At 37.3% G+C, this 25,118-nt stretch carries 21 protein-coding genes; 15 read left to right on the plus strand and 6 right to left on the minus strand.

Translation table 11 applies throughout. The features are described from left to right. Positions 1-9 precede the first annotated feature (9 nt). From H4K33_RS05655 to H4K33_RS05710, 12 genes are all read left to right on the plus strand, one after another. Positions 10-3,165, plus strand: coding sequence for an efflux RND transporter permease subunit (locus H4K33_RS05655; RefSeq protein WP_182647501.1), 3,156 nt, complete (start codon positions 10-12; stop codon positions 3,163-3,165). A 13-nt stretch (positions 3,166-3,178) separates the two neighbouring features. Then, positions 3,179-4,570 carry an efflux transporter outer membrane subunit gene (locus tag H4K33_RS05660; RefSeq protein ID WP_182647502.1) on the plus strand — a complete coding sequence of 464 codons (1,392 nt, stop codon included), beginning with the start codon at positions 3,179-3,181 and terminating at the stop codon, positions 4,568-4,570. A gap of 168 nt (positions 4,571-4,738) precedes the next feature. Beyond that, entirely contained in the window at positions 4,739-5,887 is a 1,149-nt protein-coding gene (locus H4K33_RS05665; protein WP_182647503.1) for an efflux RND transporter periplasmic adaptor subunit, read from the plus strand. 90 nt (positions 5,888-5,977) lie between these two features. Next, entirely contained in the window at positions 5,978-6,391 is a 414-nt protein-coding gene (locus tag H4K33_RS05670) for a hypothetical protein (RefSeq protein ID WP_182647504.1), read from the plus strand. A 78-nt stretch (positions 6,392-6,469) separates the two neighbouring features. Next, on the plus strand, positions 6,470-7,858 hold the full coding sequence (locus tag H4K33_RS05675) for a TolC family protein (protein WP_182647505.1): 1,389 nt from the start codon (positions 6,470-6,472) through the stop codon (positions 7,856-7,858). Positions 7,859-7,864: 6 nt separating this feature from the next. Beyond that, positions 7,865-11,023 (plus strand): efflux RND transporter permease subunit, encoded by a 3,159-nt coding sequence (locus H4K33_RS05680; RefSeq protein WP_182647506.1) that lies wholly within the window; start codon positions 7,865-7,867, stop codon positions 11,021-11,023. A 4-nt stretch (positions 11,024-11,027) separates the two neighbouring features. Further along, positions 11,028-12,110 carry an efflux RND transporter periplasmic adaptor subunit gene (locus H4K33_RS05685; protein WP_182647507.1) on the plus strand — a complete coding sequence of 361 codons (1,083 nt, stop codon included), beginning with the start codon at positions 11,028-11,030 and terminating at the stop codon, positions 12,108-12,110. Further along, the gene (locus H4K33_RS05690) at positions 12,091-12,579 is read left to right on the plus strand and encodes a hypothetical protein (RefSeq protein WP_255493566.1); all 489 of its coding nucleotides are present in this window, start codon (positions 12,091-12,093) and stop codon (positions 12,577-12,579) included. Before H4K33_RS05685 ends, H4K33_RS05690 begins: the two co-directional genes overlap by 20 nt. A gap of 80 nt (positions 12,580-12,659) precedes the next feature. Further along, a complete protein-coding gene (locus tag H4K33_RS05695; protein WP_255493567.1) occupies positions 12,660-13,202 on the plus strand; it encodes a helix-turn-helix domain-containing protein in 543 nt (180 codons plus the stop codon). 171 nt (positions 13,203-13,373) lie between these two features. Further along, positions 13,374-13,877 (plus strand): DUF2938 domain-containing protein, encoded by a 504-nt coding sequence (locus tag H4K33_RS05700; protein WP_182647509.1) that lies wholly within the window; start codon positions 13,374-13,376, stop codon positions 13,875-13,877. 40 nt (positions 13,878-13,917) lie between these two features. Next, on the plus strand, positions 13,918-14,877 hold the full coding sequence (locus H4K33_RS05705; protein WP_182647510.1) for an AraC family transcriptional regulator: 960 nt from the start codon (positions 13,918-13,920) through the stop codon (positions 14,875-14,877). A gap of 140 nt (positions 14,878-15,017) precedes the next feature. After that, positions 15,018-15,785 (plus strand): N-acetyltransferase, encoded by a 768-nt coding sequence (locus H4K33_RS05710; RefSeq protein ID WP_182647511.1) that lies wholly within the window; start codon positions 15,018-15,020, stop codon positions 15,783-15,785. A 38-nt stretch (positions 15,786-15,823) separates the two neighbouring features. Here the strand turns inward: H4K33_RS05710 and H4K33_RS05715 are convergent, their stop codons facing one another. From H4K33_RS05715 to H4K33_RS05725, 3 genes are all read right to left on the minus strand, one after another. Further along, on the minus strand, positions 15,824-16,696 hold the full coding sequence (locus H4K33_RS05715) for an HTTM domain-containing protein (RefSeq protein ID WP_182647512.1): 873 nt from the start codon (positions 16,694-16,696) through the stop codon (positions 15,824-15,826). A gap of 2 nt (positions 16,697-16,698) precedes the next feature. Beyond that, a complete protein-coding gene (locus H4K33_RS05720) occupies positions 16,699-17,289 on the minus strand; it encodes a DUF5819 family protein (protein ID WP_182647513.1) in 591 nt (196 codons plus the stop codon). Between the two features lie 200 nt (positions 17,290-17,489). Beyond that, the gene (locus tag H4K33_RS05725; RefSeq protein ID WP_182647514.1) at positions 17,490-17,684 is read right to left on the minus strand and encodes a hypothetical protein; all 195 of its coding nucleotides are present in this window, start codon (positions 17,682-17,684) and stop codon (positions 17,490-17,492) included. Between the two features lie 458 nt (positions 17,685-18,142). Here H4K33_RS05725 and H4K33_RS05730 point away from each other — a divergent pair, with 458 nt between their 5' ends. Next, on the plus strand, positions 18,143-19,027 hold the full coding sequence (locus tag H4K33_RS05730; protein WP_182647515.1) for a hypothetical protein: 885 nt from the start codon (positions 18,143-18,145) through the stop codon (positions 19,025-19,027). Positions 19,028-19,050: 23 nt separating this feature from the next. Here the strand turns inward: H4K33_RS05730 and H4K33_RS05735 are convergent, their stop codons facing one another. Continuing rightward, entirely contained in the window at positions 19,051-19,698 is a 648-nt protein-coding gene (locus tag H4K33_RS05735) for an HAD family hydrolase (RefSeq protein ID WP_182647516.1), read from the minus strand. 30 nt (positions 19,699-19,728) lie between these two features. Continuing rightward, positions 19,729-20,088, minus strand: a complete 360-nt coding sequence (locus H4K33_RS16520) for a hypothetical protein (protein ID WP_255493570.1) — start codon at positions 20,086-20,088, stop codon at positions 19,729-19,731. A 250-nt stretch (positions 20,089-20,338) separates the two neighbouring features. On the opposite strand from H4K33_RS16520, the gene H4K33_RS05745 reads away from it, so the two are divergent. Beyond that, a complete protein-coding gene (locus tag H4K33_RS05745) occupies positions 20,339-22,030 on the plus strand; it encodes a hypothetical protein (RefSeq protein WP_182647517.1) in 1,692 nt (563 codons plus the stop codon). A gap of 24 nt (positions 22,031-22,054) precedes the next feature. Here the strand turns inward: H4K33_RS05745 and H4K33_RS05750 are convergent, their stop codons facing one another. Beyond that, positions 22,055-22,531: an OsmC family protein gene (locus H4K33_RS05750; protein ID WP_182647518.1), complete on the minus strand. Its 477-nt coding sequence runs from the start codon at positions 22,529-22,531 to the stop codon at positions 22,055-22,057. A gap of 316 nt (positions 22,532-22,847) precedes the next feature. On the opposite strand from H4K33_RS05750, the gene H4K33_RS05755 reads away from it, so the two are divergent. Then, the gene (locus H4K33_RS05755; RefSeq protein ID WP_182647519.1) at positions 22,848-25,079 is read left to right on the plus strand and encodes a CotH kinase family protein; all 2,232 of its coding nucleotides are present in this window, start codon (positions 22,848-22,850) and stop codon (positions 25,077-25,079) included. Positions 25,080-25,118: the final 39 nt, after the last annotated feature.

Consider the following 25,118-nt stretch of genomic DNA (forward strand, 5'->3'; position numbering starts at 1 on the left):
AGTAAATTCATGCTAAAAAAAATAATTCACAGGCCAGTATTGGCTACCGTGATCTCTGTTATTTTGGTAATTTTAGGTCTTGTTGGACTTAAAGAATTGCCCATCCAACAGTTCCCCGATATTGCACCACCGAGTGTAGCGGTGCACGCTTCTTACCCTGGAGGAAATGCAGAAACGGTATTAAAATCAGTTGTTACTCCACTTGAAGAAGTTATTAATGGGGTAGAGCGAATGACACATATCGAATCTACAGCTAGTAATGATGGTACAGCTCTTATCACGGTATTCTTTGAATTGGGAACTGATCCGGATCAAGCAGCGGTTAACGTCCAAAATAGGGTAGCTCAAGTACAGGGAATTTTACCAGAAGAAGTAATTCGCGCGGGAATTAATACCCAAAAAGAACAACGAGGAATGATCATGGTTATTGATTTAATCAGTGATGATGCGGCGCTATATGACGAAACGTTTGTTCAAAACTATGCGAGAATTAATCTAGTACGCGCATTAAAGCGAATCAAAGGTGTCGGAAACGTACAACTCTTTGGAGAGAAAGATTATGCTATGCGTGTATGGTTGGATCCACATAAATTAGCGAATCGCGGATTAACACCTTCTGATGTTGAACGCGCTATTCAAAGTCAAAGTTTAGAAGTAGCTGCAGGTAACTTAGGCCAAAATGCCGGTGGTGCAGTGCAATATACGCTTACTTATCCCGGAAAATACAATACCCCAGAACAGTTTGAACAAATTGTTGTACAAGCAGATAACAACGGAAATGTACTGTATTTAAAAGATATTGCTCGTATTGAATTTGGTGCAGTAGCCTATGATGAGGAAAATAAAGTAAATGGTAAAGAAGCTGTATCTATGGCTGTTTTCCAAACGAATGGCTCGAATGCGAATGAGATTCAAACACAAATTTACGGAGTATTAGAGGAGCTAAAACCTCAATTGCCTAAAGGATTAAATTACAACGTAACCTTCGCAAGTAAAACCCAGCTAGATGAATCGATTAATCAAGTGAAAACAACATTAATCGAAGCATTCCTTTTGGTGTTCTTGATTGTGTATTTATTCTTACAAGATTTTAGATCAACGCTAATTCCCGCTATTGCAGTTCCTGTTTCATTGGTAGGGACGTTCTTCTTTTTGAATATGCTTGGGTTCTCTATTAATATGTTGACACTCTTTGCGTTGGTTCTCGCGATTGGAATTGTCGTCGACGATGCCATTGTAGTAGTTGAAGCCGTTCACGCCACGATGATGATTGACGGACTTAATGCGAAAGAGGCAACTTCTAAAGCAATGAGCGAAATTACCGGTGCTATTATTTCGATTACCTTGGTTATGTCAGCTGTATTTTTACCTGTCGGATTCATGACCGGACCAGTAGGAGTATTCTATCAACAGTTTGCCTTTACCTTGGCGATTGCCATTTTGATTTCTGCCGTAAATGCCTTGACATTAAGTCCAGCGCTATGTGCATTATTGCTTAAAAATCACTATACAGAGGAACATGGAGAAACAAGTAAAAAAGGTTTTTTAAAGCGTTTCTTCTCAAGCTTTAACAGCGGATTTAATGCGTTGACTGATCGTTATGTTGGGGGAATTAAATTCTTACTCAAACGCAAAGTATTAGGCGCTTCTCTTATTTTGGGCTCTATTGTAGGAATGATTATCTTAATGAATGTAACACCTAAAGGGTTTATTCCAAATGAAGATCAAGGTTTCGCTATGTTTGCTTTGTCTCTGCCTCCAGGATCTTCTATTGATCGTACAACTAAAGTATTGAAAGAAGGTGATGAAATCATGCGTAACCATCCCGCTATAAAATCCGTAACGACGATTTCGGGATTTAATATTTTAGGAAATGCTGCCAGTCCTGCTTATGGAATGGGATTCATCGCTTTTAAAGATCGTGCTGAACGTGGGGAAGTAACCGATATTAATGAAATATTAGCGGAGATTAATGGTCAATTATCGTCCATTAAAGAAGGAGATTTCTTCGTGTTTGCCAACCCTACAGTACCGGGATTTGGAGATTTTGACGGATTAGAATTAGTCGTTCAAGATCGCAAAGGAGGCACGATTAATGAATTTGCAGATGTAGTAACGCAATTCAATGCTGATTTAAGTTCTTCAGATGAGGTAGTACAAGCTTTTACCATGTTTAAGTCGGATTTCCCGATGTACAAAATTATTGTAGATCCAGTAAAAGCTAAAATGCACGGTGTGGAAGTTAGTGAAATGATGGCTGCCGTTCAATTGTTTTATGGAAGTGCACAAGTAAATGATTTCAATCGATTCGGAAAACAGTTTAAAGTATTCGTACAAGGTGACGCTCCTTTTAGAGCCAATGAAGATTCTTTCAAAACACTTTACGTCAATACAAATTCTGGAGAAATGATACCGATTAGCTCGATGGCTAAATTGGAAAAAGTATACGGACCACAAGCAATCAGTCGTCATAACCTTTTTAATTCCATTACGGTAAATGGAATTATTAGCCCAGGGGTAAGTACAGGGGATGCTATGGCAAAAGTAGAGCAAATAGCTGCAGAGAAATTACCAACAGGATATGGTATTGAATGGCTGGGACTGAGTAAAGAAGAAAAGCAATCGGGTAATCAAATGATTTTCATTTTTGGATTGTCTATTCTCTTTGTATACTTCATCTTGGCAGCACAGTACGAGAGCTACATTCTGCCATTAGTTGTGTTGTTCTCTCTCCCTGTAGGAATTATAGGGGTGTTCATCGCTATTGGATCCGTGGGAATCGCCAATAATATTTACGTACAAGTGGGGCTCATTATGCTCGTCGGATTGTTGGCTAAAAATGCCATTTTGATTGTAGAATTTGCCGTACAACGACGAAATGCGGGATTGTCTATTGTCGAAGCCGCTCTAGAAGCTTCGCGCTTGCGCTTGCGTCCAATTTTGATGACTTCCTTTGCTTTTGTCGCAGGTTTAGTGCCTTTGATGTTCGTTCAAGGATCTTCAGCACAAGGAAATCACTCGATCAGTATTGGTACTGCAGGAGGAATGTTCTTTGGTGTGGTATTAGGCGTTTTTGTTATTCCAATTTTGTACGTGTTCTTTCAATACTTACAAGAGAAAATTTCGGGAGCACCAGCTGCTGTTGAAACAAACTCAGCTATTTAAAAATAAAGTAGAAATGAAAAAATATCTATATATAATACCCGTTGCTCTTGCTTTTACGGCTTGTAAAGTCGGAAAAGATTATGAGCGACCTTCTCTAGAAACGCCAGATCAGTTTTATGCTGGAACGCAAGGCAACTCTACTGAAAATACGTTGGCCGAATTGTCGTGGCAAGGTTTTTTTGCTCATGATGAGTTAGCTTCTTACATACAAGTTGCTTTGGAACAAAATACCGACTTGCAACTTGCAATCAAGAATATCGATCAAGCGAATTTACTGTTTAAACAGTCAAAGATGGCTCTACTTCCCGATTTGACCATGCAAGTTGCAGGTACACATAGTGAGTTATCCAAAAACAGTGAGGTGGTACGAAGTGGTGCCTCTCGCACAAATAAGGATTATACCGCTCATTTAGATTTGTCTTGGGAATTGGATGTTTGGGGAAAAATAAGACGCGAAAAAGAAGCAGCTTTAGCTTCGTATTTACAAACACAAGAAGTAAAACGCGCCATTCAAAATCGATTAGTAGCAGAGGTAGCTACGGCTTATATCAATTTGTTGATGTTGGACGAACAATTGAGAATTGCAGAAGAGGGATTGACCTTGCGCGAGAATACCTATGCCGTAACGCAAAAAATGTACGAAGTAGGAAATGAATCAATTGTAGCTGTTCAACAAGCTGAAGCCCAATGGCTAGAGGCACAAGAATTACTGCCTCAAATCGAACAAGAAATCGCTTTACAGGAAAGTGCTTTAGGTGTTTTGTTGAATCATTTTCCACAGCAAATAAAACGCACTTCAACGTTGAATGCTGTTCAGTTCTCAACAGAATTAAACACAGGAGTACCAGCTTCATTTTTAAGTCAACGCCCTGATATTCAAATTGCAGAATTGGAGTTGAAAAAAGCCAATGCGAAAGTAGGTGCGGCACAAGGTGAAATGTATCCTAGGCTTACCATTTCTGCACAAGGTGGATTAAATGCTATTGAAACCTCACAGTGGTTCAATACCCCTGCTTCCTTATTTGGAACGGTGGTTGGCGGATTAGTTCAACCTATTTTTCAAAAGAAAAAGCTGAGAACTGCCTATGAGGTTGCGGTAATTGAACGTGAAAAAGCAGCTATTAGTTTTAAAAACGCTGTAGTAGTTGGCTATGCAGATGTACACGATGCCTTAGTGAAAATTGATAAAATGCAAGAAAGAGAGCAAGTTGTACAACAAAGGGTAGACCTGTTAAATACATCTTTAGAAAGTATACAAGTTATGTTTGGATTGGATAAAGCTTCGTATTTGGAGGTGATTAACGCTCAAGCCTTAGCGCTACAAAGTAATTTAAATTACGCAACGTTAAAACGCGATTATTTAGCCTCAAAGATTGATCTATACCGCGCTTTAGGCGGTCATTAAAGATAATGTTATCGTTGTTAAAAAAGCTGATTCCTTTTTGTTTAAAGGAGTCAGCTTTTGTTTTTTATAACCATTGTATTGTGTTAAAATAAAAAATACAACTCTGTTGAAAAGAGCTTTAAAAAAGGAGGATAGTTGTTATATTTGTACCTCTTATAGATGCATGATATGAAGAATAGAAAAGTTAGAGCGCAACAAATAATAATGACTGTTGGTTGTATTGGTTTCTTGGTTTGGGTAGGTCTTCGCGGAATGAATGAACGCCAAGGAAATAACAAAAGTACGGATACAACAACGTCTAAAGCGTTGTCTCTTGTTTCTGAAGGCGTGCGTGTAGAACCAGCAACGGATGAGATTGTCGTTGTCAATCAAAGTTATCCTACGCAAATTAGTACGGCACCATCTTTTTCTGTTTTGGCAGATCAAAGTGGAGAACTTGTTCAGGTTATGGTTGATGTCAACAGTCGTATTGAAGTAGGACAAGATGTTGCATTGCTTCGCGTGGCGGTGACACAAGGGGATACGTTAGGACTCGGTAAAGCTACAAAAAAGGTTAAAGATGCTAAACAGCATGTTAAAGAACAATTAGAGCTATTACTAGCAATTGATCGCGGTGAAGAAGGTACAGCAGCAAAGGAAAATTACGAGAAACAATATGCTTCGTATAATGAAGCTAAAAAAACATTGACGAGCTACGAAGAACAGGTAAATAAGATCTCTTCATCTACTCAACAGAAATACGTTGAACATACCATAAAGGCTAAACAAACAGGAACTGTGAAACAGGTATTGGTAGGAGCAGGAAACAGCATTAACCAAAAGCAACCTTTATTGACGATGCAAGCAGGACAAAGTCAAGCGGTACAAATTCAGGTAACCAGTGAAAACTACTTACTCCTTCGCAATTATGCAAACCAATTAAAGGGTAGCTTACTTTTCAAAGACGAGTCGACCTATGCATTGCCAAATTCGGTATTGGCTACCTTGAATCAAAAATCAATTAACGAAGAAGGCAATATCGTAATGACTTTAAATGTTGCTTCTATTCCCAACAGACAAGATATTCAAAAATTGACTTTGAGCGTACTGAATGTGCCAACACGAGTGTTCAATGAAAAAGCTATTTTCATGCGTGACAATACAGCCTACGTTTGGACAGTAAACGAAGAGGATCGTATCACTGCTGTTCCAGTCATGATCGTGAAAAATGAAAACGAAAAAGTATATGTTCAACGCGGTAATACCCCGTGGAATCGCGTGTTAGTTGGCGATCTTACTCAGGTGAAAGAGGGAGATAAATTGACAAATAACGAATAGGCTATCCCTTGTTCCAATCAAAATTATACAATAGATAGTAAAAATTATGTAATATTCTTTTGTAGGTGAGTTGATATCTTCGCCTAACATATGAAGAGAATATTAGTCATACTTTTTAGTGTTATGTACTTGTTTTTGGCCTCTGGCTTTAGTACATATCAGCACCTCTGCAAAGGGTTAGTGCAGCAAACGAGTATGGCTTTTGCTCAAACAGCGGAAGATAACTGTGCTTTTTGTAGTAAAACAGGAAAAACAGTCAATGACCCTAAAAAGAATTGTTGTAAAGACAAAGTTGAAGTTGTAAAAGTAAAGTCAGAAGTACAGCAAACTAGTTTTAAGGTTTTAAAAGTATCGTTTTTTGTCGATGCTATCTTACACCGCTATTTTGGTGCGGTATACGAATTCGTATCTGCACCAAAACAGATATTAATTCCCCACTTATATTACTCGGATCACACAAAGGATATCCCTTTGTATATCAAACATTGCGTATATAGAATTTGATTGTTACAAAACTTTTTAGTGTATCCTCTAAAAGAGAGATACCATCTAGTTATTGTATAATTAAACGCGTGATTTGAAATGAAATTCAATATAATAGCGTGCGTTGTTTTATGGGGTACATTCAGTACGCTATCTGCTCAGACATTGACCTTAGAGCAGGCAATAGAACACGTTACTCAACGCTATCCTCTTATAAAAAGTAAAGAAGCTCAACTGGAAGCTTCGAGGTATAATACCCAAAATCAAAAAGGGAACTACTTTCCCGATTTAACCTTCGGTGCTCAACAGAGTTATGGAACGATTAATGCACAAAATGGTCCTTTGTATGCGTATGGCGGATTAGGATCGGCAGCTACTTCTATGCCCTTAGCGGAACAGAACTGGAATGCTGCATTCGGATCTTTGTATTTTGCCAATATCAATTGGAATTTGTTTTCTTTTGGAAAAACTCGTCAAGGAGTTGCTTTAGCAAAAGCACAACAAACTGTGCAGCAACAAGATCTTGCACAAGAAATTTTTAAACTACAAGTAAAGGTAAGCGCGACTTATTTTAACCTGTTAGCAGCACAGCGTATCGTTGAGGTACAAGAGCGAAATTTAGAACGAGCAAAAGTGTTTTATACCCTTACAGAGACCAAGGCAAGAACAGGATTAATTGCTCAAGTCGACGAACGTTTAGCTCAGGCAGAAGTGGCTTTTGCACAGACCACGTACCTTAAAGCTCACGATAGAGAACTCGAGTGGAATAAGCAACTTTCGGATTTACTGGATCAGGAAAATCAGCCCTATCAATTGGATACCCTTTTTGTTGCTCAACAGCCGTTGGTATTTGCACAAGAATACAACCCCGCAGCGCATCCTATCTTACTATGGCAAGAAGAACGTGTCAAACAAAGTCAAACGATGGAGAAACTAGTGCATCGCAGTAGTTTGCCCCAACTCAATGCTTTTGGTATTCTTCAGGGACGCGGTTCTGGTTTTGATTGGAATTATGTACAAGACAATACAGCATTTTCTCGCAATTATAGTAAAGGCGTGGGAATTGATCGAAGCAATTATTTAGTTGGTTTACAAGTAACATGGAATATTTCTCATTTTTTCCGAACAACGGCTAAAGTAAAAGAGCAAGAGAAAATTTCTCAAAGCTTGCAGGAAGACTATGCAAAAATGGATCGTGAGTTAGCGAATCAGGTTGATTTGACCAAAGCCCAATATCATAATGCAACAGCCATATGGACACAGAGTTCTATTGAGGTTGAAGCAGCGACAATTGCATTTAATCAACAAAGAGCTTTGTATGAAAATGGATTGAGCGATCTAGTCGCTTTTACCCAAGCCTTGTACACCCTACAACGTGCTGAAATTTCGTATGAAGTTGCCCAAAATAATGTGTGGCAAGCTTTATTGATGCAAGCCTCTGCCCAAGGTGATATCCAATTTTTAATCAACGCCATTCCCCAAAAATAACAAAGTATGAATTTAATTCGTTTTGCCTTGCGCAAGCCGATATCAATTATGGTATTGGTTATAGGATTGTTGTTCTTTGGCCTTAAATCATCCAAAGAAATTCAGGTTGATATTCTACCTGAAATGAACTTACCCGTGGTGTATATTGCCCATTCTTTTAATGGATATACGCCTCAACAAATGGAGGGGTATTTTACCAAAATGTACGTGAATATGATGCTTTTTGCCAATGGTATTAAGAGTATCGATACGAAAAATACCCAAGGTTTAACCCTGATGAAGGTTGAGTTTTACGAAGGTACAGATATGGGCGAAGCGATTGCTTCTATTTCTGCCCTGTCTAATCGTTCTGTAATTTTCTTACCTCCAGGAGCACCACCTCCCTTTATTATTCGCTTTGATGCATCTTCTCAACCGGTAGGACAGCTTGTCTTCCGTTCTGAAACTAAAACAAATAACGAATTGCAAGATATTGCCAATTTCGTAGCGCGTCCTTTCTTGATTAAAATTCCAGGAATGACCACAGCACCACCTTTTGGAGGATCGCCGCGTACGATTGAGATTAATATCGATCCTAGTAAGCTCCGAACGCATCAAATGAGCCCAGAGCAAATTGTTGAAGCCATTAGCAGACAAAACGTAACCATGCCTTCAGGGAACGTATATGTAGGAGATAAAAACTATTTGACACCTACTAATAACACCCTGAAAACAGTGGAAGAGTTTGGCAATATCCCGTTGTTTAAAGGGCAAGTAGACAATGTCTATTTGCGCGATGTTGCAACGGTAAAAGACGGTGCGGATATTACAACGGGATATGCCCTGGTGGATGGAAAGCGCTCTGTATACATCAATATTGCCAAATCAGGAAAAGCGTCTACTTATGATGTGGTACAGCAATTGAAGAAATCAATTCCTCGTATCCAGAATAATTTACCTGACGATGTGAAAATCTCCTATGAATTTGACCAATCTGTCAATGTGATTAATGCAGTAAAAAGCTTGATTTTAGAAGGTGTATTAGGTGCATTATTGACAGGGTTAATGGTTTTGCTTTTCTTGCGTGACCCAAGAGGAGCATTGATTGTAATCACCACGATTCCCATTGCCATTATTTCTTCCGTTTTATTCTTGAAACTGTTTGGACAAACCATCAATATTATGACTTTGTCCGGATTGGCCTTAGCGATTGGAATTCTAGTTGATGAGAGTACCGTTACCATAGAAAATATACACCAGCATTTCGCCCTCGGCAAACCCAAAGTACAGGCAATTTGGGATGCATGTAAGGAAATTGCCTTTCCTAAACTGTTGATTCTATTTAGTATCCTCGCCGTATTTGCACCTGCTTTTATGATGACAGGAATTCCGGGGGCATTATTTATGCCTTTAGCAATGGCTATTGGATTTGCCATGACGGTTTCGTTTTTGTTGTCTCAGACTTTTGTGCCTATTATGGCCAATTGGATCATGAAATACCATCCAGAAAAACACGCCATTTCAGATCAGGCGAAGGGGTTTGATAAATTCAAGAATCGAGTAATTGCACAACTTGAAAAGATTATGCCTTTGAATCGAATTATAGCAACAGGTTCTATTTTACTAGCGATACTTGCCGTGGCATTTATGTATCAAAACATCGGAAAAGACGTATTGCCGACGGTGAATTCTAGCCAAGTGCAAATGCGCATTACTGCACCTGAAGGAACGCGTATTGAACATACGGAAATCAAGGTAAAAAAACTATTAACTGAGTTAGAAGACTTGTTTGGAAAGGATAAGATTGCTATTTCTTCTGCTTTTGTTGGACAACATCCTTCTTCCTTTGCAGTAAGTCCGATTTACTTGTATAATGCAGGGCCACATGAAGCATCGATGCAAATAGCATTTAAGGATTTTAACGGGAATACAGATGAACTAAAAGACCAAATTCGCCAGCGCATTCACGAAAAATTACCAGAACTAAAATTGACCTTTGAGCCCATTGAACTGACGGAGAAGATTTTAAGTCAAGGTACAAATACGCCAATTGAAATACGCATTTCAGGGATGATGCGTAAAATGAATATGATGACGGCAAATAAGTTACTAGCAAAGCTTAACGAAATCGATTATATGCGGGATCAAAAGATGCCTATTTCGATGAATTACCCAGCGTATGAGATAAATATTGATCGCGTACGCGCTGCACAATTAGGTTTAGATGCAATGGATATAGCGAAGTCACTTGTTGCAACTACAGCATCTTCTCGTTATACCAACCGCAATATGTGGGTAGGAGGTATGATGGGTATTGCCTATGATGTTCAAGTTCAAATGCCACAAAATCAATTAAATAGTAAAGAAGAATTAGAAAATATTCCGTTGAGTAAAAATGCAGATCGCCCTGTTCTAAGTGATGTAGCAACCGTTGTAGAATCTAAAGCTCTAGCAGAGAGTTACAACGAAGGAACAATGGGCTATGTAACTGTCGTTGCTAATGTACACCAAACAGATTTGAATCGGGCGAAAGTTGATGTAGAGAAAGCGATTGCAGAACTTGGCGAATTGCCCAAAGGAGTGAATATTGAACTAAAGGGAATGGCTCCAGTACTAGATGATACGATGAATAGTTTAGCAGGAGGATTGCTCGTGGCGATTGTAGTAATTTTCTTGATGTTGACAGCTAATTTCCAGTCGTTCAAAGTGTCGTTTGTTATTTTAACGACAGTACCTTTCGTTATGTTGGGGTCATTGATTCTGCTAAAGATTACCGGATCAACAGTAAATCTTCAATCGTATATGGGTATTATCATGTCAGTTGGTGTGTCAATTGCCAATGCAGTATTGTTGATTAACAATGCAGAAACACTGCGAAAAACAGGCTGGACAGCTACCGCAGCAGCAATTGAAGCCACCAAGCTTCGCATTCGACCAATAGCCATGACCACGTTAGCCATGATTGCAGGTATGTTGCCAATGGCTATTGGCCACGGAGAAGGAAGCGAACAAGTTGCACCATTGGGAAGAGCTGTAATCGGTGGATTATTAGCATCTACAATTTCTGTACTTGTGATTCTGCCTATGGTATTTGCGTGGGTCATGAACAAAGTAGACCGACAATCCCCTTCCTTAGATCCAGAAGATCCTGAGAGTATTCACTATTTACCGACTGAAAATAAATAAAACGATGAACAGATTATATATAACCTTGGTTAGTCTAGCTGTATTAACCGCGTGTACAGATAAAAAAACAACAGAAACAGCTGCTGTAGAAGCCCCAAAAGGAGGGATGATGAATAAAATGGAAACGATAGGGATAGAAAAAACAAATCCCGTAGTTCCCTTGCAATTACCAGCCGAATTAAGAGCAGATCAACGTACAGAAATAGTAGCGAAGATCAATAGTTATGTGACAGATTTACGTGTGGATATCGGTGATTTTGTCAAAAAAGGGCAGGTGCTGATGGTATTAGAAGCACCAGAAATTCAGGCACAGGTTTCTAACGCACAAGCTAAGTGGAAGGCACAAGAAGCCCTGTATATTGCAACAAAGGCAACCTATGATCGCACGCTTAAAGCGAATGAAACACAAGGAGCAATTGCCCCCGATTATCTAGAGCAAATCACGGCGAAAATGTTGGCAGATAAAGCGCAGTTAGCTGCTACAGCCTCCGCGTATGAAGAGGTAAAAAACATCAATCAATACTTGGTGATAAAAGCACCTTTTGACGGAATGGTAACGGATAGACAAGTTGATAAAGGGGCTTATGTCGGACCAATGAATCATCAACCTTTGTTGATCGTTGAGGATATAAATAAGTTGCGTTTAAACTTGGCTATTGCCGAGGCACATACTCCTTATATAAAAGTTGGAGACACCGTGTCTTTTCAAGTGAAAACCATTCCTCAAGAAGTATTTACCGCTGTTGTTACACGAAAATCTGGAAGTTTAGATCTCAAGCTGCGCACCGAACAAATTCAAGCAGATATAGACAATAAAAAACAAGTATTAAAACCGAATATGATTGCAGATGCCACACTGAAATTACAGCGTCACGAACCTAGTTTTTTTGTGCCTAAAACAGCCTTAGTAGAAAGCAATTTAGGGTTATATGTAATTGAAGTACGAGAAGGAGTGGCTTATCATATCAAAGTAGCTAAAGGAAGAGTAATGCCGATGCTGGTTGAAGTATTTGGCGATTTAGAAGCGGGAACTCAGATTCTCAAAATGGCAACAGAAGAAATTATGCATGAACAAAAAATTAAATAAGAAAATGAAAAAACAAGGAATTAAAATGATAGCGATAAGCACATTGAGTTTGCTGGCGATCGCTTGTGGAGAAAAAACAAAAGAAACACAACAACAGGCCGAAGTAGCATTAGAGCAAGTAAAGCAAGACATGAATCACAATATGGCCGCAACTACTAACACAACTGAAAAGTATAAAAAAGGAGATGTCGTACCCAAAGAGTTAGTCTGTATGGTTAACGATGCTTTTATGGGAAAAGAACAACTTAAAGTTGAACATGAGGGTAAGGTATATTATGGCTGTTGTGCTATGTGTCAATCTCGAATTCCAGAAGATGAAACAGTGCGTCAAGCTAAAGATCCATTGACCTTGGAAACGGTTGATAAAGCCGAAGCTTACATTGTGATGATAGGGGATAATGGAGAAGTTGCTTACTTTAAGAATGAAGCAAACTATCAACAATTCGCAGCGGAAGCTCAAGTTAACTAATTTGTTTATACGGGAAGTAGATCCTACTTCCCTATATTTTTCTAGGCATGAAAGAGTCTTGCATTTTACAAATAAAAAACATGGTATGCCCAAGGTGTATTCTCTTGATTCACCAAGAATTTCAAGCTTTACAGGTGGAGGTTAAAACCGTGCGTTTAGGTGAGGTAGAAGTGTTTCGTCCATTAGTTGATACTCAATTAAAAGCACTAGAAGAACGCCTAGTACAGCTGGGATTTGAATTATTGGTAGATGACGTTGCTATTATTGTTGAACAAATAAAAAGAAAAATTATTGAATACGCAGAAGCACAACCCATACTGCCCGTAAATTTATCCGACTATATCGCAACAGTTGCAACTATGAGCTATGCCCGTATGGCAAGATTATTTGTACAACATACACACTTGACCATTGAAAGATATTACATCTTATATCGAATTGAAAGAGTAAAAGAACTGATTTCATACTGTGAATATTCTTTAGAAGAAATTGCCCAACAATTGCATTATAAAGATGCAAGCCACATGAGTAAACAGTTTAAAAAAATAGTGGGAATTTCTCCATCTATTTACAGGAAAAATCAAAGTTTTGAACGGAAGTTTTTAGATGATATTATTACTTAATTACGAATGCTATGCAAGTATTTTGCGTAGATTACTAGTTTGTTGCTAAAAGAGGACCTTGGACCGTCCTCTTTTTTTATTTCTGTGATTTGTCCTGTTTTTACTCCAATATTCATCAGGAGTATCAGGAGAAGGGGGAGTACTTTTGTTTCAAATAAAATGATAAGCAAGATGAATACAATACTACAACTACTGGGATATTCTATATTTATTGGAGTGAGTGCTACTATTTTTATGGATGTATATGCACTTGTACTTCGAAAAATCTTTCAAATACCCTCACTAAATTACGCTTTTTTAGGGAGGTGGATGGGGCACTTTAAGCAAGGTGTATTTCGTCATCCCAACATTGTGCAAGCAACTCCCGTTGAAAGAGAAAAAGCAATCGGATGGTGTGCTCACTATCTGATAGGAATTGCTTTTGCCTTTGTACTCCTGTTGATTTGTGGGATACAGTGGATTGAAAATCCTACATTACTCCCTGCTTTATTGGTAGGTATACTAACCACAATAGCTCCTTTTTTTATCATGCAACCCGCTTTCGGTTTTGGTATCGCTGCCTCAAAAACACCGAATCCTAAAACTGCGAGAATAAGAAGTTTATTGACGCATACTATTTATGGCATTGGTCTTTTTTTAGGAGGAGTTTTGTTGCACGCCATTCTTATTCAATAAGTCAAAAGTTATTGTATCTTTAAATAAACAAAGGAAAAGAATGAAAAATGAAGATATAATCAAGGAAATTCAAACACTTGATGATTTTAAATCTTTGTATTTTACCGATCAAGATGGCCATAGTAGTTGCGAAGAGTGTTGCACGCTTGCGCATCAAAATGGCGCTGGATTTTTAGAAGTATTCACCCTTGAGTATCTAGCTCAACTACCCGCTTTTGGAGAGGGAAAACAGACGCGAAAGCAATTTTATACCTTAGTACTTATTACAGAAGGACAAGTAGAAGAAACAATAGGATATACAAAATACATCTTTACAGCAGGGAATATGTACTTTGTTGGAGAAAATCAATTACACCATATCCAACAATGGAGTGAAGGAGTAAAAGGATTCATGTGTTTGTTTGATGCAGATTACTTTTTACTCTGTTTAAAACATCAGATTAAATTAAATAGTTTTCCTTTCTTTCAATTTGGGCAATCGCCTTTTATCGAGTTGTCGGAAAGAGAAGTTGTTATGATGGAGCATTTATTTTGGAAATTAAACAGTGAAAAATGCCACAAACAAACCTTCAATGATGATTTGCTTGTGCGTATGTTTTTAAATATTATTTTATTAGAAGCAGAACGCATTTACAACCATAAAAGAGTAGAAACACCGTTTGTCTTGTCGCGTAAAGAGCAATTGGTTGCGCGTTTTCAGCTTTTAGTAAACCAAAAAATTCAAACAGTTAAACAAGTGAATGAATATGCAGCCGCATTACATGTTCATCCGCATTATCTCAATGATGTAGTGAAAGAAATAACAGGTAATTCAGCAAGTTATTTTATTCATAAACAGCTTGTAGATGAGATTAAGTCTCGGTTGATTCAAACGAGTGATACAGTAGCGATGATTGCAGGTGATCTCAATTTTTCTGAAGAGTCTTATTTAGGGCGATTTTTTAAGAAACAAGTAGGATTAACCCCCATTCAGTATAGAAAGAAACACAAACAGCATTGAGGTTTAATCTACTAGATTAAACCTTTTTTGTTAGCTGTTGCAGTAGAAACTAGCTATTTAGTATTCCTGAAATTTGATGTACTTTTAGCTAAGCAATAAAAATCTAGTTAATTCCCTTAGTAAAAATAAAAGTGAGTGTCATGGAAAATTTCATTGTATTGGATCAAATGAATTTAGATCGAGAGCATATTTGTTGTGCTATTTCAGATAAGAAAAGTACAGAAGGTACTCAGTTAAAAAAAGAGTGGTTGAGAAGAGAATTAGATCATGGCTATGTTTTTCGTCGATTAGATGCTAGAGCTAAAGTTTTTATGGAATACGGACCCGCAGCAAAGGGATGGGTTCCAGTTCTTGCTCCTGATTACCTGTTGATCAATTGTTTTTGGGTTGCAGGACAATATAAGGGCAAGGGATATGCTAAACAATTACTTCAAATGGCTCTTGAAGATGCCAAAGAAAGGGGGTATAAGGGCTTAGTAACAGTTGCAGGTACGCGAAAATTTCACTTTATGAGCGACACCAAATGGCTTTTAAAACAAGGTTTTACAACGGTTGATCAAACGAGTTCAGGTTTTAGTTTATTGGTTTATAAAATAGAAGAGGCAGAAAACCCTCAATTCAATGAAAGTGTAAAAACAGGATGTTGTAAAGAGACCACAGATCTAACGGTTTACTATTCTAATCGTTGCCCTTTCTCGGAGTTGCATGTTCAACATATTTTAAAAGAGACAGCAAAAAAGCGCAACTTATCCTTAACAATTGTCAAACTAGAGTGTAGAGAACAAGCACAACAAGCCCCGAGTCCAGCTACTATTTTTAGCTTATTTTACCGTGGCAAGTTTGTGACTACTGATATTAGTGCTTGTTTAGATAACCGTTTGGACAAAGCCCTTCAACCTTTTTTGTAAGCATACTTTATTGCTTAGTAATATAAAGTGAATGACGTTTACAACTTCAGTTTTAGATTGGTTTTTAGTTGTAGTGCATCATATTCTTTATCCGTAAAGAAAACGGTATAACAAGCGAGCATAATAAAAGAAAAATTGTCAATACGCATGAGAACTAATATACCGAGATGAAGGAGAATTCCCAAATACAGAACAATCTTTCGCGTTTTTTTGCACCAAACTAAAAAGGGAAACGTCAATTGAAAAGCAATAGTACACCACGTCAAAAGGTATACTAAAAAAGGAAATTGCACAAAAAGAGTATCTAGTGAATATGCAGCGAAATCACTGGAGTTTAAAATGTAATATAGAGCAGTTCCGTCTTGCCATACCTCACCTTGAAGTTTGTGTAAACCTGCAAATAAATAGATGTAACAGACTTGGATCATGATACCCAAAATCGCTAATTTATGAAGAGTATCGAGATAGTAATTATTTTTTATTCTCCATTTTTCTAAAAACGCGTTGTAAGTAGCACAGAGGCTTGTTGACTGAATAAAGAAGAAAAAGGGCAAGAGAACCATGACAATATTATCCCCACCATCCAATAAAAAAATATTTCTGAATTTAAAGATAAACGACAAAAAAAACAGAAAGAAGGCTGAGGTACGCGATAAGATACCCAAGGTAAAAGTCAGGCTAAAAAAGATACCTAGTAAGCAGAAGAACACACTGTTATTAGGTTGAGTAAAATCGATATTCAACCATTGCAGATCGTAGTAGTTGATAATATCTTGATAGGTTTCGTAAGAAACGATACCATTTTTGTCGAATAAAAATTGTCTATTGCTAAAATAGGTGATGAAATCTTTGAGAAGGGCCAACCCTAAAAAGATACGAAGGAGGAGGATACCCGTTTGTCTATTTTCCATGATTATTCCTTTTTGAGTAAGTATATTTTATCTAGTTCACTGTATAAAGTTGTATAGCTTTTCTTTTGATGTATGTCTTTATTTAGTTGTTCATCAACGAGATAGATGTTTACGAAAACAGAATCTTTCGGTTGGAGTTTACCTTTGAAATCCGTTTGATTTTCAAAGACAAATTTGGAGTAGTTGAGTAGAGATTCTAATCCTTGACTCTTATATGCGTGAAGAGAAAGGTCGACACCAGCGTTTTGTATTTCAATAATATCGTTGAAACAGCCAGAAAAGTATTTTTTTAACCGTTGGTCAATCGAGAAACAACGAGAAAAACTGCGTTCTCGAATTTTTTGTTGGATATCAATGTATCCACTTGTTTGTTTTTGCGTGCTAAATTTGAGCAGAAAAAAATGATTGCCACTAGGAGGATTAGGAGAGAACATGCTCCAATTTTGTTCAAAAAAAGGAAGTGCATAGTTTTCCTTTAATTGATTAAGTGGTTTAGATTCAAAGTAATTAAGATCGTAAAGCTGAACAGATCCAATAAATAAGAAGTAGACTATAACGATAAGTATACTAAAGAGTTTGAATATTTTTTTCATAGTAAAAGGATCAGGATTAGAGGATATATAAAAAAAATAGATTACAGCACAAGTCGCGGTGTTGTATAAATAAGGTTGTTCCCAAGGACGTTTCTTGTACGTTGAGGTACCTAAGGAATTTAAGGATTTCAACTAGGTGATATCCGTGTTTCAAAACAACAAAGGCAAGGTTTATGAGCCATAAACCTTGCCTTATTTACCTATCTTCTAGGTCTAAATACTTCTAAAGTAGTTGCATTTGCAGTGGCAGCCGTATTGCGACTTTCACTTAAAATGCTGTTACTTTTTTCTCCAGCTAAATCTGATTTAGCACTAGTTCCAATGGAGTTAGCACTGCTAAATCCGACAAGAGCAACAAATGCGAATGCTACTCCCAAGAAAATTGATTTTCTCATGGTTTAAAAATTAAATTGTTAATAAATAATACTTGTATTGCTTTTGATAAATAAAGCCATTGTATTGCAGTCTTCAATAGGCGTTTGACGTCCTATTTAAAACCAAGAGTAAGGTGTTGGTGAGTTGCAATTTGTGAATCACATATGCTAGAAATTCAATTAAATCTCAATTGGAGGCTTTTTTTGATTTCGTTTTTTAAAAGTAGTCTAAAGAAATGAATAGAACAAGCGTTTTATTTTGTTTTTAAGGTGTTTATTTGAATATTTAATGTAATTTATGTTTTTTTATTGAATTTTATTCATTTTTTTATCCATTTAGGTAATTGAAAATAAACTTCATATTGTCATCCTTATCACAATTATAAAGCCTAAAATTCGCAAGGTGTTTATTGTGATATATCACTTATTCCGTTTAGCTTCGTATTATATCTTTTTGCGATTTAACTATACGCCCTAAAATGACAGATTTAAGAAAAAAAATGCACTTGGTTTTTTGGCCTTTAGTAAGGTTTACTTTTCTCATTGTGATTGGATATTCCTTCGTTCATTTTTTCTTGTTTATTGAAGGAAACCTCCCTCTTCGAGAAGATATGTACCTCATTTTCTTACCTATTGTGGTTACTGCAATAGGGGTGTACTTTTTTTTGCGTCCTAAGCTTAAACAACTCCAGTTTAAACGCGATAATACATTGGGTTTTTATTGCACTGTTTTTGCAATCGCTGTGCTTGTTCCTACGATAGTTGCCCAAAATTACCTTAGTAAAGCCCTTGGTAAACAAACCGTTGTAGAAGATGTTTATCAGATAGAACAAACCCCCTTTTCAAAGTATTATACGGTTAATCGATTTCATATAGACACAAAAAAGGTTGGGTGGCATACAAAAACGAGGATATCAGGAAAAACGAGTTCGGAGCTGTATTTCGATGCTTATGTAGTATTTCCAATTGTCAAGCGATTTACAGAAGAGCCAAGTGAAACGCATGTGTATTGGCTAGGGATGAAATATCAGCGATATGGAATGAATCCCAAGGATAGTCGTCAAGAAAAATGGATGACTCAACGCTTTATGCGAGAAATACAAAATGAGTTTAATCTAATTGATTTTAGAAGCTTTACGTTTTTAGAGCGCTTGGATCATTCACGCGATCGAGGAGATTATATCTCAGCTTTGCACCAAGTAGGTCATAGTAAAACGAGTAAAGCGTTGATTTTACACCCTCATTTTGAACCTTATGAACAACGCACAGCACATTTGTTGTTGTGGTTCTTCCTTTCTTTAGGTGGTGGATTTGTAGTATGCTTTACCCTTGTTTATTTTGCTAAATTAAAACAAGAAAAGTAAGGTTTACCAGAACAAAAACGCCATTAAAAAGTAAAGTCTTGCAAATCTTCAAAATGGTGAAGCATACCATTGGCTTGCATGATTTCTCGGTTAGAATTGCCAATGCCTATAAATTCGAGAGCTAAATTTTTTGCGGTGAACAAGTCCCATAAGCCGTCTCCGACAGCAATGATCCGTTCAAAGTACGGTGTATTGTAGTATTGCTTAGCATTGTTGATCGCTTGGTTGACAATGTTTTCTCTCTCTTCAATGGTGTTAGAGGCAACTAGTTGAAGCGGATCAAAAGCAATACCAATGCGGTTGAGCTTTAGGACAGCAGGTTGATACAAAGAACCTGTTGCAAAGCACACACCAAAATCGGAGTGCTGTTCGAGTTTTTCTACGAGTTTCTTTGCTCCATTTATTTCTTGAATGGTTGCTTGTTTTATCTCTTCGTATAAAAAGGTTTCAAAAGTATGAATGGTAGTGGGCAAAAAGGAATTTCCCGTACTCGATTCGTAAATGACTTTGGCAATGTGTAAATCTGTGTGGTGTTTATAGGTGGAGAACGCATCGTTAAATGCACCAACACCGATGGATTGTAACCCTTTTTTGAACGCCACTTGATGAAGGTGTACAGTGTCGGTTAAGGTACCATCAATATCGAAGACAATGAGATTCTTTTTTTGCATTGCTATTGTATTTAGTAGTTGGTATAGGGGTTACTGATCTTGTAAAGTAGAAGATTGGGCAACTTCCAATTCTTTTCGTTTGTATTTTAATCGGATGAGTTTTCGTTCTACATCGAGCATTTCTTCATTGACTTCTTTGATGCCAAAATAGATGCTAAAAGGCAGAAGAACAAGAAAGAGAATGGTTGTTGCTGTAACGGCTTCCCAATACCCCATGTATCCCATGTATCCCATCATTGTATTATGTCTTAGAGGGATATAAGGCCCAATAAAGATGAAAAGAATACAAAGGGGAATTCTACCTAGAAATTTCCATTTTTTTCTTGGTAGTTTAGCTAATTGTTCGCGAAGTTGTTTCTCTTCTCGGTCAATGTGTAAAAGCGTACTCATAGTGTATAAATCCAGTGTTAGTAAAAGGTGTTTCAATTGCTTGTCTCAGCAAAAAAAGCTAGGATACCAAGAAGAAAATCTTTAGGAAAGGTATAATTTAAACCCAATATATCCAAAAAGAGTAAGTAAGGAAAAACCACTTACTCCTCGAGTATTAGATTTTAGTTATTAGGCTCTTTTGTAAAAATCAGCGTACGTGTGTACTACTAGATAAAAGTTAATTATCTTAGCGTTTAAACCACCAAAAAACATGAAACACTATTTTATTTGGATTGTTCTACTGTGTTGTACCACAGGAATGGCACAAGAAAATTATACAAAATGGATTGTTCAAGCAGAGAGTTTAGTAGAAAAAGAAGAGGAGGCAAGTAGTAAAGAGGCTTTATCTCTTTATAAAAAAGCTTTTACTCAATTTCCCGATAGTATTGAGGTCGAAGATTTGTATCAAGGTGCTATTCTCGCTGCATCCCTTCAAGATAAAGACATCGCTTTTGCATATTTGAACCAACTTTTTGGAGATAAGAAAGATAGTAATGGATTTCCCGGCTGGATGAATATCACACATGAAGATGCTGTAGAGGAATGCAAAAATCTCCTAGATGATCCCCGTTGGAAAGTTGTTGTACTAGAAGCAAACAAACGCAAGCATGCTTTCGATCTCATGTTAAAAAGCGAAGAAAAAGCCTTTTTTCAAACGAAAAAACAAATCGATTACTCGTCAAAAAATGGCAAAGAACGATATGAACAACTAAAGAATGACCATCCGTACCTGCCGAAAGAGCAACGCGATTATTCAATTGGTTTTCAACTGAACGATACCACAAAAACATCCTATTACGTTCATTTACCCCAAAATTACAATCCGGCTAAATCATATCCCTTGTTGTTCTTTTTGCATGGAGCCGTTCGATATAGCCCTTTGCTCGATTTCCAAACCCCCGAAATGAATTTGGGCAATTGGAATCGCTATTACACGAAATATGCGGATCAATACGATGTAATTCTCGTTTTTCCACGAGCGAATAAACAGTACAATTGGATGACGTCTGATGAAGGATTCTTTATGGTTCCTGCTATACTGAAAGAGATCAAAAGTACAATTAACGTTGACGATGACAAGGTATTTCTAGCAGGGCATTCCAATGGTGCAACGGGAGTTTTCTCTTATTTGATGAAGAATGCAACGCCTTTTGCTGGTTTCTATGGATTTAATACACAACCCAAAGTGTTTACTGGAGGTACCTTTGTAGAAAATGCTAAGAATCGAAATTTTATTAATTTTTCAACGGATCAAGACTATTATTATCCACCCAATGCCAACGATGATTTTACAGCGTTGATGAATCAAATACAAGTCGATTACAAAGAAGTTCGCTATGACGGATTTCCTCATTGGTTTCCGCAATTTGACGAATCAGAACCTGCGTATCAAATTCTGTTTGCCGATTTGATGCAACGAAAACGAGAAACGTTTCCTTCATCTTTGACTTGGGAGTTTGACGATGAAACTAATGGCAGTGTGGATTGGTTGCAAAATATAAAATTAGATACTGTACAAACAAAAGCGAGTTGGCACCATCAACCGTTGAACTTTAAAATTACAAAATGGTTGGAATACGAAAGTGACGACGACGACGATGATACGATGCAAGAAGTAGAGGTCGATAAAGATGCTTTTGACTTTCCACGCGCTTCTGGTAAAGTTGTAGCGGAATATAAAGACAATGTGTATCGCATCAAAACATCTCGTATTAAGTCTTTTGCAATTGCAATTTCTCCAGAAATGATCGATATGAAGAAAAAGGTAAAGGTGTATGTCAACGATCAGTTGTACTATGATAATAAGGTGTCTTATAATGGGGAATTTATCCGTAAAAACTTTGAAAAAAATAGAGATAGAAAACAATTGTGGATCCATTTGATTCCCGTTGAATTAAAATAGAAAGGAGGCAATAGCCTCCTTTTTTTATTCTTTGTTTTTTACGATGATCGTTGGTTGATGGTGAACCGGAAAATTAACTGAATTTGCAATAAAGCAAAATTCGTTCGCTTTTTTGTGTAAAGCTAAGGCTTGTGCTACCATGTCTTGACTTTGAACCGTTACGGTAGGATGGAGCGTTACTTCGATAAAGCGCCCTTTTCCATCTTTTTCTTCGATCATTGTTCCCGTAGCGGTATCGGTATAAGCTTCAACAATAACTTGATGTACAGAACAAAAGTGTAAATACCACAACATATGACAGGAAGAAAGAGAGGAAACAAACAAATCTTCAGGATTGTGTTTGGTTGTATCTCCCCGAAAGGCAGGATCTGAAGAACCTGCTAGTAAAGGCTTGCCTTCAATTTGAATTGTGTGACTGCGTTCGTAATTCGCATAATGATCCGTTCCTGTACCTTGATTACCTGTCCAATCAATCGTAGCACGGTAGTGATGTTCTTTCATGTTTATCGGTTTCGCTGTTGAAGAATTAGTGTGTTAACTTCTCTTGAAATAAAGGCCAATGCTACATGCACAAAAAAGGAAAGTCAATAGCTGTTTTTTAGTGTGTGAACTAGCATACACAAGAAGAAGTTGAGTCAAAGGTACGCATTAACAGGAGATAATTAGGGAGTTAAAATTACCAATAAACAAGTTGAAAAGGGGAAGTGTTGTTGTAATATGAACGGAGTTTTTGTTTGTTTATTTTTATGTAATTGCTAATTTAAAGTTAATTTTTTAACTTTAATAGGTTAAATTAACTTTTAAAACCCCTTAAATTATGATTAAAAATTATTGTGTATTTATCGCTTTCTGCTTGACGTCCACCTTGTTTGGACAGCAGATAGATCCGCCTACGTTTTCGGCGAATAGCGGCTTTTATGATCAAGCTTTTTTACTGCAATTACAACATCCCAATGCCAATGCAACGGTGTTGTATACGTTAGATGGTTCTGAACCTTCCCTAGATAACGTGAATGGAAAAGTGTATTCGTTTAAAACGAAATACCCCCAACACGGCGGACAACTTCCTTTTGAGATGCATCAGGACACGTTGTTTACTTTAGTATACCAAACACCAATTTCCGTCTATGATCGTTCAACAGAGGCTAATCGATTAGCAACTATTTCTACGACATACGAATACAATCCTTATGTTCCCACTACCTTGTTGGATAAGAGTTTTGTTGTTAGAGCCAAAGCTTATGTCGATGCAGATCGTGTTTCTGAAACGGTTACCAAGGTGTATTTTGTTGCGAAGAACTATCCTTTTCCCGTGGTAAATATCAATGTAGACGACGATTTGTTATTTAGTTATGAAAAAGGGTTGTGGGTAGCAGGAAAAACATTTGATGACTGGCGATTGGACAACCCTCTAGTAGATAATTATGAAACAACGGTTCCTGCTAATTATTGGGCGAAAGGATCGGCTTCTGAAGTTCCGGTTAATTTTATCTACTTGGATAATGGAAGTGAAGTAGTTAATCAAACCGTTGGAATACGCAATCACGGAAATGGATCGCGACATTTTAAAAACAGGTCATATCGCCTTTATGCCAAAGCTGATTACGGAAAAAAGCAAATGGAACACTCCTTTTTTGCCAACTACCCTTATGATTCCTTTAAGCGACTTATTGTACGCAACTCGGGTAATGATACTTATCGAACCATGTTTCGCGATGCCTTTATTCAAAAACTCAACGAACACCTCCATTTTGAAACGCAAAAATATCAACCAGTCGTAACGTTTGTCAATGGAGAGTATTACGGATTGATGAACCTAAGGGAACGCTATGATGAAAAGTATTTTGAAAGAGTGTATAACATCAAAGAAAAAGATTTAGATTTTTTGGAAAATAACGGAGTTGTAGAAGTAGGAGATAGCCTGAAATACGCAGAAATGGTTACTTTTTTTCAAACCAACAATTTGAATTCAACCACGCGCTATAATCAAGCGCTTACGTATATTGATGAGGTTAATTTTACAGATTATCAAATTGCAGAGATCTATGCCGCTAATTTTGATTGGCCGCACAACAATAATACGTATTTTAGAAAAAGAGTGGCGTATACCCCTAATGCCCCTTTCGGTCAGGACGGTCGTTTTCGATGGGTTTTTAAAGATTTAGATGCTGGTTTTAATGGCATTGACGAATGGATAAACAATTCGTACAACCACAATACCCTTGCATCTGCGATTGCTAGTGAAGACCATATTTTAAGCGGACTGTTGAGCAATACGACGTATAAAAACTACTTTTTAAATCGTTTTGCAGATATGTTGAATACTACGTATAAGCAACAACGCGTGCTCGATTTGATCGATGTAATGCGCGACAATATCAGTGCTGAGATGCCGAGGTATATTGAGCGTTGGAACTTAATTCAATCGATGCAGGATTGGGATAACCGCATTGAACAGCTCAAAGAATTTACGCGTTTGCGAACAAATTATCAGTATCAACACCTACACGCGCAATTCAATTTGAGCGGAAACTATCAATTAACGGCTCAGATTAACAATCAAGCAATGGGATTTGTCAAAGTAAATACCATTGAAATTAACAACAGTACCATTGGGGTTGATGATGATTATGACAATTGGAAAGGAACGTACTTCAAAGGTGTGCCAATTACTTTAGAAGCAGTAGCTTTACCGGGATATAAGTTTTCACATTGGACAGGAGATCGATGGTCATTGCAACAAAAAATAACGGTAACGCCTTATGCAAACTTCAAAATTAAAGCTGTTTTTAGACCTGATTTTAGTGTAGGAGATATTGATCGCGTTGCTTTTATTTTATATCCAAATCCAGCAACAGATGTATTGAATATCACATCTAATTCAGATTTACCTGTAACGTATCGCATTTTTGACTACCTCGGTCAAACTATACAAGAAGGAACACTGGTGGATCAAAAAATACAAGTAAGCCAATTCAATAGAGGAATCTATTTAATTGAACTGAAACAAAACGGTCAGAAAGTCGTGAAGCGATTTATTAAAAAATAAAAAAAACGCTTCTCTTATCAGCATAAGAGAAGCGTTTCT

It is taken from the genome of Myroides sp. WP-1 (assembly GCF_014145635.1).
GTDB lineage: Bacteria > Bacteroidota > Bacteroidia > Flavobacteriales > Flavobacteriaceae > Flavobacterium.

Coding starts and splice junctions, on each gene's coding strand:
- H4K33_RS05695 (WP_255493567.1), top strand. CDS start 12,660: ATGGTATGCCCAAGGTGTATTCTCTTGATTCACCAAGAATTTCAAGCT.
- H4K33_RS05735 (WP_182647516.1), bottom strand. CDS start 19,698: ATGCAAAAAAAGAATCTCATTGTCTTCGATATTGATGGTACCTTAACC.
- H4K33_RS16520 (WP_255493570.1), bottom strand. CDS start 20,088: ATGAGTACGCTTTTACACATTGACCGAGAAGAGAAACAACTTCGCGAA.
- H4K33_RS05755 (WP_182647519.1), top strand. CDS start 22,848: ATGATTAAAAATTATTGTGTATTTATCGCTTTCTGCTTGACGTCCACC.
- H4K33_RS05655 (WP_182647501.1), top strand. CDS start 10: ATGCTAAAAAAAATAATTCACAGGCCAGTATTGGCTACCGTGATCTCT.
- H4K33_RS05725 (WP_182647514.1), bottom strand. CDS start 17,684: ATGAGAAAATCAATTTTCTTGGGAGTAGCATTCGCATTTGTTGCTCTT.
- H4K33_RS05730 (WP_182647515.1), top strand. CDS start 18,143: ATGACAGATTTAAGAAAAAAAATGCACTTGGTTTTTTGGCCTTTAGTA.
- H4K33_RS05705 (WP_182647510.1), top strand. CDS start 13,918: ATGAAAAATGAAGATATAATCAAGGAAATTCAAACACTTGATGATTTT.
- H4K33_RS05680 (WP_182647506.1), top strand. CDS start 7,865: ATGAATTTAATTCGTTTTGCCTTGCGCAAGCCGATATCAATTATGGTA.
- H4K33_RS05750 (WP_182647518.1), bottom strand. CDS start 22,531: ATGAAAGAACATCACTACCGTGCTACGATTGATTGGACAGGTAATCAA.
- H4K33_RS05665 (WP_182647503.1), top strand. CDS start 4,739: ATGAAGAATAGAAAAGTTAGAGCGCAACAAATAATAATGACTGTTGGT.
- H4K33_RS05700 (WP_182647509.1), top strand. CDS start 13,374: ATGAATACAATACTACAACTACTGGGATATTCTATATTTATTGGAGTG.
- H4K33_RS05670 (WP_182647504.1), top strand. CDS start 5,978: ATGAAGAGAATATTAGTCATACTTTTTAGTGTTATGTACTTGTTTTTG.
- H4K33_RS05745 (WP_182647517.1), top strand. CDS start 20,339: ATGAAACACTATTTTATTTGGATTGTTCTACTGTGTTGTACCACAGGA.
- H4K33_RS05720 (WP_182647513.1), bottom strand. CDS start 17,289: ATGAAAAAAATATTCAAACTCTTTAGTATACTTATCGTTATAGTCTAC.
- H4K33_RS05685 (WP_182647507.1), top strand. CDS start 11,028: ATGAACAGATTATATATAACCTTGGTTAGTCTAGCTGTATTAACCGCG.
- H4K33_RS05715 (WP_182647512.1), bottom strand. CDS start 16,696: ATGGAAAATAGACAAACGGGTATCCTCCTCCTTCGTATCTTTTTAGGG.
- H4K33_RS05690 (WP_255493566.1), top strand. CDS start 12,091: ATGAACAAAAAATTAAATAAGAAAATGAAAAAACAAGGAATTAAAATG.
- H4K33_RS05660 (WP_182647502.1), top strand. CDS start 3,179: ATGAAAAAATATCTATATATAATACCCGTTGCTCTTGCTTTTACGGCT.
- H4K33_RS05710 (WP_182647511.1), top strand. CDS start 15,018: ATGGAAAATTTCATTGTATTGGATCAAATGAATTTAGATCGAGAGCAT.
- H4K33_RS05675 (WP_182647505.1), top strand. CDS start 6,470: ATGAAATTCAATATAATAGCGTGCGTTGTTTTATGGGGTACATTCAGT.